This window comes from uncultured Microscilla sp. (assembly GCF_947493425.1).
GTDB lineage: Bacteria > Bacteroidota > Bacteroidia > Cytophagales > Microscillaceae > Microscilla.
On the sequence record NZ_CANLRP010000045.1, the window covers coordinates 18475 to 32854 of the forward strand.

Annotated in this window: 12 protein-coding genes; 4 read left to right on the forward strand and 8 right to left on the reverse strand. The window is 37.7% G+C overall.

Annotation, left to right across the window (positions count from 1 at the left end):
• Positions 1–163: 163 nt before the first annotated feature.
• Positions 164–529: a hypothetical protein gene (locus Q0954_RS13735; protein ID WP_299457749.1), complete on the forward strand. Its 366-nt coding sequence runs from the start codon at positions 164–166 to the stop codon at positions 527–529.
• A gap of 538 nt (positions 530–1067) precedes the next feature.
• Positions 1068–1439 (forward strand): hypothetical protein, encoded by a 372-nt coding sequence (locus tag Q0954_RS13740; RefSeq protein ID WP_299457751.1) that lies wholly within the window; start codon positions 1068–1070, stop codon positions 1437–1439.
• Between the two features lie 49 nt (positions 1440–1488).
• Here Q0954_RS13740 and Q0954_RS13745 read toward each other — a convergent pair whose 3' ends face one another.
• Complete coding sequence (locus tag Q0954_RS13745; protein WP_299457752.1) at positions 1489–2184, reverse strand: tetratricopeptide repeat protein; 696 nt, start codon at positions 2182–2184, stop codon at positions 1489–1491.
• Between the two features lie 229 nt (positions 2185–2413).
• Here Q0954_RS13745 and clpB point away from each other — a divergent pair, with 229 nt between their 5' ends.
• Positions 2414–5062 carry an ATP-dependent chaperone ClpB gene (gene clpB / locus Q0954_RS13750; RefSeq protein WP_299457755.1) on the forward strand — a complete coding sequence of 883 codons (2649 nt, stop codon included), beginning with the start codon at positions 2414–2416 and terminating at the stop codon, positions 5060–5062.
• A 75-nt stretch (positions 5063–5137) separates the two neighbouring features.
• On the opposite strand, the gene Q0954_RS13755 is transcribed toward clpB, so the two are convergent.
• The 4 genes from Q0954_RS13755 to Q0954_RS13770 form a co-directional block, all read right to left on the reverse strand.
• Positions 5138–7162: a peptidylprolyl isomerase gene (locus Q0954_RS13755; RefSeq protein ID WP_299457758.1), complete on the reverse strand. Its 2025-nt coding sequence runs from the start codon at positions 7160–7162 to the stop codon at positions 5138–5140.
• A gap of 155 nt (positions 7163–7317) precedes the next feature.
• Positions 7318–7986 (reverse strand): hypothetical protein, encoded by a 669-nt coding sequence (locus tag Q0954_RS13760; protein WP_299457761.1) that lies wholly within the window; start codon positions 7984–7986, stop codon positions 7318–7320.
• Between the two features lie 88 nt (positions 7987–8074).
• On the reverse strand, positions 8075–9271 hold the full coding sequence (locus Q0954_RS13765; RefSeq protein ID WP_299457763.1) for a hypothetical protein: 1197 nt from the start codon (positions 9269–9271) through the stop codon (positions 8075–8077).
• 87 nt (positions 9272–9358) lie between these two features.
• Positions 9359–9964: a hypothetical protein gene (locus Q0954_RS13770; protein ID WP_299457765.1), complete on the reverse strand. Its 606-nt coding sequence runs from the start codon at positions 9962–9964 to the stop codon at positions 9359–9361.
• 333 nt (positions 9965–10297) lie between these two features.
• Here Q0954_RS13770 and Q0954_RS13775 point away from each other — a divergent pair, with 333 nt between their 5' ends.
• Positions 10298–11227 (forward strand): DUF6263 family protein, encoded by a 930-nt coding sequence (locus Q0954_RS13775; RefSeq protein WP_299457767.1) that lies wholly within the window; start codon positions 10298–10300, stop codon positions 11225–11227.
• A 68-nt stretch (positions 11228–11295) separates the two neighbouring features.
• Here Q0954_RS13775 and Q0954_RS13780 read toward each other — a convergent pair whose 3' ends face one another.
• The 3 genes from Q0954_RS13780 to Q0954_RS13790 all read right to left on the reverse strand — a co-directional run bounded on the left by Q0954_RS13780 (position 11296) and on the right by Q0954_RS13790 (position 14358).
• The gene (locus Q0954_RS13780; protein ID WP_299457769.1) at positions 11296–12750 is read right to left on the reverse strand and encodes a dicarboxylate/amino acid:cation symporter; all 1455 of its coding nucleotides are present in this window, start codon (positions 12748–12750) and stop codon (positions 11296–11298) included.
• A 393-nt stretch (positions 12751–13143) separates the two neighbouring features.
• The gene (locus tag Q0954_RS13785; protein WP_157558522.1) at positions 13144–13848 is read right to left on the reverse strand and encodes a hypothetical protein; all 705 of its coding nucleotides are present in this window, start codon (positions 13846–13848) and stop codon (positions 13144–13146) included.
• 189 nt (positions 13849–14037) lie between these two features.
• Positions 14038–14358, reverse strand: a complete 321-nt coding sequence (locus tag Q0954_RS13790; protein ID WP_299457773.1) for a DUF3467 domain-containing protein — start codon at positions 14356–14358, stop codon at positions 14038–14040.
• Positions 14359–14380 lie beyond the last annotated feature (22 nt).

Sequence of the window (14380 nt, forward strand, 5' to 3'; positions counted from 1 at the left end):
CTTCGTATATAAAGGCAGACCTGCTTCGTTTAAAAAGGGTTGCCTTTAACACTGAAATTTGTCTGGCTTCGCCTTCTTTGCATAAAAAAACATATAATAACACAACTATATAATGCTCATGAAAAATAAAGTAAGTTTAGTATTTTGTATACCGATAATTTTTTTGGCAAGCTGCCAAACTAAAGAAACCCAGGTACAACATAGTATTCAGCAGTTGAATCAGTTTACTGCTCAGTTATTGCGTAAAACAAAGGGGAAATCTGACCTTATCGCAGGAATAAAAGATGCTCAGAAATATTTAACAGCCAATAAAAGTAATATGCACCAGCACATCGAGCTGACCAAAACCACCAGCAGAGTACAAGTATCAGAAAAAACTATGAAAGCGTGGCAAGCAGCAGTTACCGCTAACCTTACAGAAGTAGAAACATTGAAAAAAGTGCATATTGGTCAAGCTTTGCAAAACGAAGAATTGGCAAAGCAGCTAAATAAACTGGTAAAAGAATACAAAGATTTGTTGCAAAAATAGATTCTAAGTAATATTTTCAACAACACAATTTCAAAACCGTACACTAATTTTTCACTACTAATACTTGTGCAGAGTTTAATTTTATCAGTTTCAAAAGTGCTTGAAAAACAGCGTCTTTCTTTCCGCCTTAGTTTACTGGCGTTAAGTTGAAAATCCCGAACTCGCCTTCGGGGAAATTTGAAGAATGAAGCCGTAAAAACAGATCACTGACCGAGGCACGAGGGAATGTTTGAGCTGTTTCGGTGGAATGAAGCAAATTTTAGCAACAGTAAACTACAGCGGTGGCTTTTTTTGGTTCGTTTTTTTAGCTAAAGAAAATCCATGATCCCGAACTTGATTCGAGGAAATGAACGGATGCCTGAGGGCAAAGAATCAACAATTTAACCCAAAAGACTGCTGATTAATCGCTTTTTTAACTGTATAAATTTATCTAAAAGGCAAAGAACTTTTGTTAAAAAAATGTGTACGGTTTCAAACAACACAATTAGTCAATCTTGTATACACGATTGCTTTCTCAACTATTAACTAACTAATGAAGATGAGAGATAGACTAGAATACTTTATGTCAGTGCTTATTGTAGAAGGCTTAGGTGCTGATGGAACCATTTCGGAAGATGAATTGGACCGTATTTATGATAGTGTGATATCAGGCATTGCTCGCGAACTAGATTTTGATTCTATTGCAGTGCGCGATGCTTTTGAAATTTATTTCCACGAAGATTATCATAATATACCCGATGGAGAGTTAGATGATTTGGTTCAGCAAGCAATAGATGCTATGGACAAAGAATTCGAAGTAGAAGAGCTGCGTAAGTTTATAAGCCTTATCAAAAGTGCTACTGATTTCAATTTGTTTTCTTCTGCTAACAAAAAATATCTTGACTTTTTGCGGGAAGAGTGGGAAGTTTAAAACATTTAAAAGCCACGGCTAATCAGGACATCTCGAAAGGTGTCCTTTTTTATTTCAAGCTATTGATCTGTTGTAATGCTTTGGCTCTAAAGTCATACAACTGTTTGTTTTTTAAACCTAGTTGAGTGGCTTTGTCAAAACTAGCAATGGCTTCACTCAACTTATTAAGTTTGTAAAGATTCAGGCCGCGATTAAACCATAACACGGCTTCTTCTGGCTTTTGTTTGAGTGCTATATCAAAGTCTACTTGTGCCTGTACAAACTTTCCAACTTTAAAGCCGATCAACCCACGATACGGCCGTATAGTGTCAGGTTGCTTGCTCAGATAAAACGCCATTTCAATGTCTTGGTATGCCAAATAATAGTGCTGGGTAAAGTAAAACCCCAGGGCACGAAAAAAAAATCCCTTCCAATGGTTGCGACAAACCCTCAGGAGATGGTCGCAGGTGGCAATGAGCAAATCATAGTTTTTTTGTTGATAAAGCATCTCTGTTTTTGCCAGTAACGCTTCTACAATGAATGACGCGGCAGCCTGCCTCTCCCAACCAATCACTTTATCAAAGTCTTGTATAGCAACATCAAACTTTTGCAGCCTTTGCAACACACCTCCTCTGTGGTAATAGTAAGCCACCTGATTTGCATCCAAGGCAATGGCTTGGGTAATCAGTTCCAGGGAAGTTTCATAAGCTCTTTGCTTGTACTTTTCTATACTTTGGTAATAATACTCTGCCGGGCAACTTTCCATAAAATAATCAAGGATACTAATGCTATTTTTTGATTGATTTGACAGGTTAAAATAAATAAGCACCTAACAATCAAGACATTATGTCATATTAAAATTAGAGGGTTAGCAGCAAATTAAGCCATTTTGTCCTAAAAAACAATTTAATTTGGCTTGGTAACACTTTTGATCAAAAAAAGGCAAACAGTAATCTTTTACACTATTTATCATTTTCTATAACTCACACAAAACTATGAACTTTAAAAATTATACAACTAAAGCACAAGAAGCCATACAACAATCGGCACAGGTAGCCCAGCAAACAGGACAACAAGCCATAGAAACAGGGCACTTGCTAAAAGCCGTAATGGAGGCTGACTACAACCTTACTTCGTTTATTAACAAACAGTTGGGTATTCACTGGAACAACTTACAAAGTAAAATAGATGATTTGCTCCATACCTACCCCAAAGTAAATGGACAGCCTTATTTTAGCAATGATACTGCAGCTGCCCTGCAACAGGCAGAAAAATATAAAACCAAATTGGATGATGAATACATCACCCTTGAGCATTTGCTACTAGGGTTGTTGGTAGGTAAAGATAATACTGCCCAACTGCTCAAAGAAGCAGGTATGAACGAAAAAAACTTACTAAAAACCATCAATGACCTAAGAGGAGGAAATAAAGTTATGAATCAAAACGCTGAAGATACTTATAAATCGCTGGAAAGATACTCTAAGAATTTAAATGAATTGGCGAAAGCCGGAAAACTTGACCCTGTAATTGGGCGGGATGAAGAAATACGTCGTGTACTACAAATTTTATCGCGCCGTACTAAAAACAACCCTATGCTGATAGGTGAACCAGGGGTAGGAAAAACCGCTATTGCCGAAGGGCTTGCCCAAAGAATAGTAGAAGGTGATGTACCAGAAAGCCTTCAGTCAAAACAGTTGGTATCGCTTGATATGGGATTACTGGTAGCTGGTGCCAAATATAAGGGAGAGTTTGAAGAACGACTCAAAGCTGTAATTCAAGAAGTGATAGACTCTGACGGTGAAATTATTCTTTTCATAGATGAGATACACACCTTGGTGGGTGCCGGAAGCGGTGGTGAAAGTGCCATGGATGCCGCCAATTTATTAAAGCCTGCTTTGGCACGGGGCGAATTGCATACTGTAGGGGCTACTACGCTCAAAGAGTATCAAAAATACATAGAAAAAGACAAGGCTCTAGAGCGTCGTTTTCAAGGAGTGATGGTAGATGAACCTAATGTACCTGACGCCATTTCTATTCTAAGGGGGCTGAAAGAACGCTATGAGCTACACCACGGGGTACGCATTCAGGATGATGCCATTATTGCAGCAGTAGAACTGTCTGACCGCTATATTTCTGATCGTTTTTTACCTGACAAGGCTATTGACCTGATGGATGAGGCTGCTTCTAAACTGCGGATAGAGATTGACTCAATGCCGGCAGAACTAGATGAACTACAACGCAAGGTAATGCAACTTGAGATAGAAAGGGAGGCAATAAGGCGCGAAAAAAATAAAAAAAGAGAAAAAGAAATTTCTAGAGAAATCGCCGAATTAAGTCAGCAAAGAGATAGCCTAAAAGCAAGATGGGAAACAGAGAAGGGGGTAATTCAAAGCATAAGAAAGGCTAAAGAAGATATAGAGCAAATGAAAATTGCCGCAGAAACTGCCGAACGAGAAGGCAACTTGGCTAAAGTAGCAGAGCTACGCTATGGCAAAATATTGGAAACAGAAAAAGTGTTGGCAGAGAAACAAGCAGAACTTGCGCATATTCAAGACAATGCATTGCTAAAAGAAGAAGTTGGAAACGAAGATATTGCTGAAGTAGTGGCTAAATGGACTGGCGTACCTGTATCTAAAATGCTAAAAAGTGAGCGTGAAAAATTACTGGAACTGGAAACTGAACTTGCCAAACGAGTAGCAGGACAAGGTCAGGCAATTAAGGTAGTGGCCGATGCAGTACGACGAAGCAGGGCTGGTTTACAAGACCCCCACCGCCCTATTGGTTCTTTTATATTTTTGGGAACCACTGGAGTGGGTAAAACTGAGTTAGCAAAAACACTGGCAAACTTTCTGTTCAACGACGAAGATGCAATGGTACGCATAGATATGTCGGAGTACCAAGAACGCCACGCAGTGAGCCGTTTGATAGGGGCACCTCCTGGTTATGTAGGTTATGACGAAGGTGGGCAATTAACTGAAGCAGTTAGACGCAAGCCATACTCGGTAGTATTGCTCGACGAAATAGAAAAAGCGCACCCTGATGTTTTCAATACTTTATTGCAAGTACTAGATGATGGTCGCTTGACTGATAGTAAAGGGCGATTGGTAAACTTTAAGAATACTATCATTATTATGACATCTAATGCAGGCTCGCATCTTATAAAAGATAACTTTGCAAAATTGTATGAAGAGGGTAATATACTTAGTGAGTTTGATATCATGACCAATACCAGAGAGGAGGTATTTGACTTGCTTAAACAAAGTGTAAGGCCGGAGTTTCTGAACAGAATAGATGAAGTGGTCATGTTCCGTCCGTTAAGCAAACAGGATATGCGAAACATCACTAATATTCAGTTTGCACATATCCAAAAGCTACTTAAAGAGCAGGACATTCACCTTGATGCCCCCGAAAATGTGCTGGATGCTCTGGCAGAAATAGGGTTTGACCCTGAGTTTGGGGCAAGGCCTTTGAAAAGAGTATTGCAGAAACGTATCTTGAATGAACTTTCAAAAGAAATTTTGGCAGGTAAAATAAACAAAGGGTCTGTAGTGACCATGCACCTTAACGAGTATGACCAAATACTCTTTGAAACGATAGAAAATGTGAACATAGATGACTTTAATGGCGATAAAGTTACTGTGTAAATACTTGAATGAAAATCCCTGAAGTGATAGCTTCAGGGATTTTTTTATTATATCGCATCCAACAAGTCTTTAAAACTATTGACTTACACTTTCCAATAAGGAAACACTCTCGATTTTATCGCCTACCTGTAGTTTATGCACTATGTCCATTCCTTCTACTACTTTAGCAAAAATAGTATAGTTACCGTCTAAATGTGGAGTAGGCGAATGAGTAATGAACCATTGACAACTTTCGGTATCTTTACCAGCAGAGGCCAATCCTATATAACCTTCACGGTAACGCAAAGAAGACAACTCAGAAGTAATGGTATAATCTAAACCACCAAAACCATCGCCACGAGGCCCCCCACCCTGTGCCACAAAATTGGCAATAACTCTATGAAAAGCCTTATCATCATAAAACTTCTTTTTGACCAAACCCACAAAAGTAGCCACACTTACCGGCGATTCATTTACAAATAACTCAAAAATAATGTCGCCTTTAGAAGTTTTAAGCTGCACTTTTTGTAATTGAGCTAAGTCTTTGATAGTTGCCCAGTCTACTTCTGTTTTTGCCTTGCCCACTGGAGTAGGCTTTATTTTTCTACCTGCAAAAACATCTATGGTTTTCTTTAGCTCTTGATAACCTTCCAGCTCAAGCGGTAACTTGAGTGAATTCAGCGCTTTTTGCAAAAAGGACTTATCACGATAAAAGTTTTTGTAATTATACTTAGGGTTACGCAATGCCTGAGCACCATATACTACCAAACCAACGTCTTTGCTTTCTATGGCATACTTGAATATCTTTCCAAAATCCTTTTTTACTGTATCAGCTTTTACCTTGTCAAAAGCCTTTAAGCTTCTCACCTTGCTCAATGCAGTAATGGCTGCTGAACGAATGAGTAGTTCTTTGCTATTGTATAAATGATTGGCAAGCCAAGGGTAATTTTCTACCTTTTCGGCCAAAGCAAGCATTAAACCAGCTTTTTCATATACATTGTCTGATTTTTCATACAATGATTTAATGTAGCTGTTCGCTTCATTACTTTGCGCATACTTATTTACTACAGTAAGCAAGTTAGCCCTGGTTTTCCAGCTTTTGAGTTTTTTTGCCAGCTTCCATAATGTATCTGCATCTGATTCGGGGGCATTGTTTAGCATATATTGAGAAGCAGTGATGGCTACGTGCTCGTTGTCATCATTGACAGCGTCTAGCATGGCATTACGAACCGAATCATAAGCAAACCTATAGGCTCTGATTGCATTGACCCTTACCAAATAGTTTTCGTCGTTTTTAAGACTGTTAGTCAAACTAGCGATCACTTCAGGAGTGTTTATTTTGGATAAAGCACGAGCACAGTTCATGCGCACAAACGGGTGTTGGTCGCTTGCCATTGCCTGAATAATCTTATCTTGTACATCTTTGAGCTCAGCCAACCTACCAAAACGTCCTAAATGATTGGCTGCCATCTCGCGTACCCTTTCTTGGTGGCTGGGATTAATCAGATCTACCATTTTGGTGGTCAGTTCATCTTTAAAAACGCCTTTGAGTCCAGCTCGGTATACTCCAAGTGCCAAGCCATATAAAAGTCCCTCGTCTCTAATATCTAAAGAAGCCAAGTAATCCATACCTTTAGCAGTAGCCGATTTACCTATAGCCTCAAGTATCAAGATTTTCACCTCTTTATTTTCTTCTTTGATCCACGCCCTCAACAACTTTTCCTGAACCTTGGCTGGGTTTTGCATGGTTTTACCAATTTGCCCCAAGGCATACACCGATGCTTTGCGTACTTCTACATCTTTGTCTATCAGCAAACTTGCCAACGTATCAACAACAGTGGTATCCTGTATTGACGCGAAAGCCATGGCGGCAGCTTCACGATAAGTAGGGTTACTATTAGAAAAAAATTGAATTACTCCCTTAGAGTCACGGGCTGTTTGGTGATTGTATATATTCACCAGGGTATCATCAGTAAATCGATTGGTCAGTTTAGATTGTTTTTGTGGGCTCTTATCAGCTGTAACTGTTGAGTCTGAAGTTTTATCATCTTTATTCGATTGTTTTTTGGCACAAGCCACTGCCATCAAGCTTATTAAAACCAAAGCAATATAGTTTCTCATGTCGTAATTCTGTCTATAAATTCTATCCTAACTTTTAGATGAGTAAAGATAAAATTCTTATATGACAAGTGCAGAAACAAAGGAGAAAATAATAAAAAGAAACTGTTAATATAATCAGTTACTTACACAAGGCTTATGATGATAAACAGGTATTATTAATGGGCATAATTTGTTCTATACTGCTGATCCCAATATTTCAACCATAGATTATCCTTATGGGGAATTTGTAAGGTAACATATTCGTGCACGATTTGCCAATAAGCGTCAAAGTTGCCTTTGATAAAACATCCGGCAGCAAGCCAATGCTCCCAGAAAGTAGTAAAGTCGGGAGCTATCACATTTTTTAAAGGTGAGCCATCGTACAAAATACGGTAAATACCATTTTCTTTTCTATCTGGTTGGGCGTCTAATATCAGGCAAGGCTCTTCAAAGGTAAGTGGGATACCATAGAGATGTAAGCGTCGCAGTTCCATTTCTTCTTTATCTTCTTCATCATCATAGTTTTCTGCCATTTCACGTAACATGGCCGTATCTCTTACTACATATTTAAAAGGCAAGAAATCGGTACCTGCAGCAAACTTGTTTTTCTCTCCAACAAAAGATACTGACATCAACCCTTCTTCCCAAAACGTCCAAACGTCTTTTGGAACAAATACATCGTATTCTTTTACAAAATCAGCAATATCCTGAGGTTTTACCGAATCTATTTTATCAAATTTAAGGTCAAACTTTCCCGACTCTTCCAACTCGTCTATAAATATGTGATAGATTTCAAGTAAATCTATAATATTATGATTGTGTACATTTCTTATAACTTGCGCCATATTATTATTTTTTTCCTTCTTCTACCTTTTGTATACGCTGAACACTTTCAAAGTTTCATGCTTTTGGCGAAATTTTCGTTATAATCACTCAGGCTTTTTCGGTAACAATGACCAATGCTCTATGGGCTTGAGTTTGAGTTACAAATAAATAATCATTCCCTCCGTCTTTTAGCTGAAGTTTCTTACGCACCAATGCCACTGAGTCGGGAAAGTTTCGCGCAGTAATATTGGCTTTTTTAGCTGGACAGTACTTTGCTACCTCTTTTTTAGTGTACTTACATACTGCTTTTATTTTAAAACTTCGCCCCGGAAAATCTTTTAACCAAGTGTTTGATGTATACAAGTGGCTATGTGGGTGTAACTTTGCCAGCCCAAAGCATTGGGCAATTTGTTTAAAAGCTCCTGCTTTCAATATAGCCACATTAGGCTCGTACAAGTATTCCATAGGCTCGGCATATACTACTTGTGAAACACTCTCTTCACTTCGGGTAAAGCTAAAGTATTGGGTAGGTTTATTGGCGTTTAGGTTCAAAGCTTCAATGTGGGGTTCTACCTGGTGATTGTTTTTTAGTATAAATAGTAGTTCTTTACATTCATTATTTATGGCAACTACTACTACCTTTGCTACTTGCCCCAGCTGCCTTATACCCAAGTCAATATCCAACATTGGTGAAAGTTTGATTAATAATTGTTCAGTCTTTTGCCAAAGTACAGGCAACAGCTCCAGCAAATTAGGGGTGCACTCTTCCAACCTAAACACTTTATTTTTGGCATCATTACGCCGCGCTGGATCAATATAAATTGCGTCTACTTTATTTACTTCTTTAAGAAAGTTTTCCGCAGATTGTGCCTTGGTTTGTACGTTTGTTACCCCAAACGCTTCAAAGTTATGCTGCACAAGTTTCGCAAGTTCGTGGTATTGTTCTACATAATACACCTGATCAAAGGTTTGGGCAAAATGATAGCTATCTACCCCAAACCCTCCAGTAAGATCGGTCAGGGTGCTTCCAGATAAAATTTGGGCTTTATGCAATGCAGCTATTTCAGAAGAACATTGCTCAATAGACAGCAAGGGTGGATAAATAATATTGGGAGTTTCAAACCAGGTAGGCAGTTTGGTTTGTGTTTTACGCCGTGCTTGAATTTGTCCAACAATGTGGGTCATTTCAGACTTAGAGTAGGGCGATGCAGCTAAAATTAAATCTGCGGGGGTTTTATAGAGGTTAGCTTCAATGTACTGCTGTACATCCTCAGATAACAAAAATGCTATATCTGAATCAGACATATCACTCTTTTATTAAGGGTTAAAAAAAGAATATGCCTAAGCTTATACAAATAAACTTAGGCATATTTCAATACATAAAAACGGGGATTATGCCATCTCGATAGATGCTACTACTTTAGAAGAACGTTGCTCTTTGATTTTTTTAAACAAACTAGTGCTTATTGTAGAACAAATAGCCCCTTTCTTACGGGTCAATTCCAACATATTAAGCTCTGAATGTAAATCATCAGCTATGGTTTCACTGCTTGTTACTTGATTCTCTTCTACATCATCTGTGATGATGCCTTTTTCACGAGCCAGCAATAAAACAATCCCAAAGTCTTTTTTCTTCAATGGAAGCTTATCAGTTTCACCCGAAATCCACTTCAAAAAAGAATTCTGGTTTGCAGTGATTTTCGACATACGGTATACAGCCAGGTCAGTTACATAAAAACTTTTTAGTTTCTTGAAAAGATCCAACCAGTCGTATTTGTCTACTTCTACTTCTATTGGAGCATCTTGCACCTCTTGAAGTATTTCATCCTGTAGTGAAGACTCTATATTATAAAAAACCAATTTTTGGTTTACCTGTACTTCATCTACGGTGATTTCTTCCTTTTCGGTACGTTTTTTCTGAAGAATTATCTTCTCTTCAGCATCAAATTCTTGCGTAGTATTGTCATCAAAATGTAGCTTGAATTTTTGGTCAGCCATGACGATTATTTTTTTTTGAGTTTACCCCCCCGGGTTATTATTACCAAAGCAATTTAGCTTTTTAAAAATTTACATGAAGTGCAAAGTTAATAAAGCTATGGCATAAAATTGTTAAAAGCACTTACAATTGATGAAAAAATTATCATTTCCGGCAATCCTACAACCCTATCGCTATAAAACTACACTTTTACATCTTCTAAACCGTCAAAATATGAGCACACAAGCAACCTTTATTTTTTCTTCATGCTTACCTTTATCACAAAACCAACAAAATAATCTCTTCGTACATACATTGTAGCTGCTACAAATCAATAAGTTTAAAACCCTTACACGATGAAAAAACACTTCAAACTTTTTATTTTTCTCTTGTTCATTGTTCAAATCCCCTCTATTGCACATGCCCAAAAAAAACACAAACTCACGCTCAAACTTACTCCTAATACCTCATACATTATCAAACAACAAATATCTCAGCATATTGAACAAGAGTTTCAAGGACAAAGACAAAATATTCGACAAAATAATAGCATTACTTACCAATATGAAATCAAAGAAATAGATGAAGAGGGATTTTATAAGATAGTTGTTGTGTATCAAAAAATACATTATAAACAAGGAAAATCAGTATATGACTCTGAAGATACCACCGCCAAAGAAACGACTTTATCCAGGGCATTGGGTGCTATGATTGGCAGCAAAATAACTATGCAGGTAAACAAGCAAGGGAAAGTAAGGGATTTAACCGGTGCTGACGAGCTAATTGAGAAAATGCTCAATGCAAGGGCAATAGCTGACAAAGCTACTAGAGAAAGGCTTCATAAAACATTTAAAAAGGCTTTTGGAAAGGTTGCATTGAGGGAGTCTATGGAGCAATTCTTTAATATTTATCCTGATAAAAAAGTCGCGACAGGTGATCATTGGTCGAAAAAAGTCGAAAAAACAGCCGCATTTCCAAGTAAAGTAGACATAACTTGGACCTTGGATAAGGTAGAAAAGAACACAGGATTGATTAACATCAAAGCTATAGTAAGACCCACCCCTAATATTATAGTAGACTTAGGTATTGTAAAGGCAAAATATGACCTCAATGGTACCCAAGAAGGCTCTATGGATATAGACATGCAGACTGGCTGGACCAAGCGTTATTATATCAAACAAGTAATGGTAGGTACAATGTATATGACCACAAACAATAGCTCACAAGAGATTGCAGTAGATACTAAAATCACGACCATCTCTAAATACACTACTTTACAAAACTAAGTAAAACTACAAAACCAGCCCTTGCCAGGTAAGTTACCCCACAAAGGCTTGTTACTTTTTTTGCTGGTTTATACTTTTAGTTCTTCTCCCTCGCTTTTGCCAATAATTACTGCTCCGCAGCTATCGCTCCACACATTGGTAGTAGTACGCAACATATCGAGTATTCGATCTACTGCCAAAATCATCCCTAAGCCTTCCAGTGGCAAACCTACAGCACTCAAAATTACCGAAATCATTACCAAACCAGCCATTGGTATGCCCGCTGCACCAATAGACGCCAGTAAGGCAGTCATTACCACTACTATTTGTTGCATAATGCTTAATTCTATGCCATACGCCTGGGCAATAAACATAGCTGCTACACATTCATACAATGCAGTTCCATCCATATTAATGGTAGCACCCAAAGGTAGCGTAAAGCTTGTGATTTTATTAGAAACTCCACTTTTATGCTCTACTGTCTCCATTGACAAAGGTAAGGTGGCGCTTGATGAAGAAGTAGAAAAAGCTGTAAGTAACGGGTTGGTCATATTGCGTAAGTGAGCAAAAGGGTTGGCCTTGCCTATAAACTTTACAATGAGTGGCAAAATGATAAAGAAGTGAGTCCCTAAGCCCAAAATTACCGTGAGCATATACCAGCCCAAACTACCTGCCATTTGCCCCAATGCCTGGCTGTCACCTGCTTGCTCAGCAATGGTGTTGGCAACTAATCCTAAAACCCCTAGTGGAGTAAACTTGATAATGAACATGGTAATCTTCATCATCACTTCAAACACTGCATTAAAAAAATCATTGAGTAGGTCCTTGTAATTTTGTTGTATTTGGGTAATAAAGTACCCAAACATAATTGCAAAGAAGATAATGGAGAGCATTTTACCTGTACTCAATGACTCAAATACATTGGTAGGAATCATATTAATCAAGGTATCGCCAAAAGATCCTCTGGCATCATCGAGACCTTCTACGGCTCCTGCCGAACTAGTAGGAGCCCCTACTCCTGGGCGAATAAGGTTTACAAAAAATAGCCCTGTAGTAATGGCTAATACACTGGTAGATAAATAATATAGCAATGTTTTACCCCCTAAACGTCCTAAGTTTTCTCCGCTCCCAATATTGGTTATTCCAGTAATAATAGAGCTCAAAATCAGAGGTACAATTACCATTTTCAAAGCTCTTAGAAAAATATCCCCCATCCAACTCACATAAGTGACTGGTTGAAACTCTGTTTCTTTTAAGATGGTTTTTCTATACTTTTTTACATTTTCATTACCTATAGCACTTTTCAAGGCTTCTTCAAAAGCTTTATCGTTGTGATAATCTTTCCCCTCTAGTTTTTTAAGGTTCTCAATAATGTCAGTTTCTATATGTTGCTTTTTCTTAGAAGCCTTATCAAAAACTTGTACACTTTGTAGTTTGCTTACTGACTCTTTAGTAACCTCATAAGTGGGTGTTAACTGCAAACCAACAACGACACCTAAAACTAAAGCAATTAGTATTTGCCAATGAAGTGCTATCTTCTTCATAATCTATCTATATATATTATCAATACCTTGTTATCTTATCAATATTAGGGGAACACTTCAGAAACCTTTTTAATGATTGTGAAGCTAGAAACACAGCAAATTTAGTTTGGGTTTTACTCTTTTGGTAAGATGCTGATGAGGTCAAATATAACAGAAAAAAATTTAATTATAAGTAAAAGGCTCAAACTAGAGCATACCCATACTATTGATCATATCATAGATAGGGTCGCTTGAACATCAAAGGTTACAATCCTATCCCTTATAACGCAAAATACTCCGTCAAGCGGAGTACCTTACATCTGTTATATAAACTGTATACTTTAAGAAAAATCAAGCTAAATATTTTGAGTGCAAAGCCTACTATTTACTTCTGACAATTTGAGCACATCATTTTTACACACTTGCACCAGACCCAGGCATAAACTTCCAGAATATGGTTCCTCCAGCAGTCATTGTAGACATAAAGGTATACGGTCCCTGAATCCACTTGTTATTGCCCTCTACTGTTTCTATCACTTGTGTACCTTGTACTACTGTTACATTCTGATAAAGACTTCCGTGTGAAGGATCAGATAATTTAAACCCTTGTTTTGCTCTATAATGATCTCTAAACCTTTGGTAAATATCAGCACCATCCCAAAACGGTCCACTGTCTAAGGTTTGTATCACATGCAACATATCTGCTGTGTTGCGGGTAAACATCTTGATAATAGCCTGTGTAGCATATTTTTTTCGTATAGAGTCTCCACCAGCACTAAAATACTCATTGTATACCGGGCTACCAATTGCATGGGTATAGCTTTTATCTACCAACATTTTGTCAAATGTATAGGTAGCATCCTTTTGCTTTTTGGCAGAAGCATAATTAAACATAGAATAAGCAATTGCAAAAGTTTCTCTTTGCATTTCACCTTCTGGATCATTAGGGTTAATTTGTTGAACCAATCCCATAAAAGAAGCTTCTGCATATATAGTTGCTGCATACATAGTAAGCTGGCTACCTGTTAAAGGAAAGGACTGCCCTCCTACAACTGCTGCATTACCAGAAGGATCTGCACTAACAAGTGACCCATCAAGATTAAAATGATATGTTGCCATTTGGTAAAATATTTATAGTTATGCAATGTAACGTACAATCCAAATATATAAGTTATTTCATTAAGAACTGGCATTATTGGCAATATTTTTACCTCCTTTTCCAACATATTAAATGCCTAAAAGCCAATAAAAAAGCCAGGTAAGTTTATATCACTTACCTGGCTCTATATATAGTATATTTCACTAAAATTAGGCTTCTCCCATCGTGCCTCCAAAATTCATTGGAAACTGCAAGTCATCTCCAGAAGAAATAATATTCCCAAAACTTGCTTCGTATTTTTGAATATTATCTTTCAATGCATCAAGCAACCTCTTGGCATGTTCAGGAGTTAATACAATCCTTGACTTCACTTTTGCTTTAGGTAGCCCTGGCATCACTCTGATAAAATCTACAACAAACTCGCTATTAGAGTGTGCAATCATAGCAAGGTTTACATAAGTGCCTTCTGCTACCTCCTCAGAGAGTTCAATATTAATTTGGTTTTCGTCTTCGGGATCGTACTGTGCCATAAATCTTTCATGAAAAACGGCA

Bases quoted from the DNA above. Each gene is read 5' to 3' on its own strand.
- Q0954_RS13740 (WP_299457751.1), top strand. From the start codon at position 1,068: ATGAGAGATAGACTAGAATACTTTATGTCAGTGCTTATTGTAGAAGGC.
- Q0954_RS13745 (WP_299457752.1), bottom strand. From the start codon at position 2,184: ATGGAAAGTTGCCCGGCAGAGTATTATTACCAAAGTATAGAAAAGTAC.
- clpB (WP_299457755.1), top strand. From the start codon at position 2,414: ATGAACTTTAAAAATTATACAACTAAAGCACAAGAAGCCATACAACAA.
- Q0954_RS13755 (WP_299457758.1), bottom strand. From the start codon at position 7,162: ATGAGAAACTATATTGCTTTGGTTTTAATAAGCTTGATGGCAGTGGCT.
- Q0954_RS13760 (WP_299457761.1), bottom strand. From the start codon at position 7,986: ATGGCGCAAGTTATAAGAAATGTACACAATCATAATATTATAGATTTA.
- Q0954_RS13765 (WP_299457763.1), bottom strand. From the start codon at position 9,271: ATGTCTGATTCAGATATAGCATTTTTGTTATCTGAGGATGTACAGCAG.
- Q0954_RS13770 (WP_299457765.1), bottom strand. From the start codon at position 9,964: ATGGCTGACCAAAAATTCAAGCTACATTTTGATGACAATACTACGCAA.
- Q0954_RS13775 (WP_299457767.1), top strand. From the start codon at position 10,298: ATGAAAAAACACTTCAAACTTTTTATTTTTCTCTTGTTCATTGTTCAA.
- Q0954_RS13780 (WP_299457769.1), bottom strand. From the start codon at position 12,750: ATGAAGAAGATAGCACTTCATTGGCAAATACTAATTGCTTTAGTTTTA.
- Q0954_RS13785 (WP_157558522.1), bottom strand. From the start codon at position 13,848: ATGGCAACATATCATTTTAATCTTGATGGGTCACTTGTTAGTGCAGAT.
- Q0954_RS13790 (WP_299457773.1), bottom strand. From the start codon at position 14,358: ATGGCACAGTACGATCCCGAAGACGAAAACCAAATTAATATTGAACTC.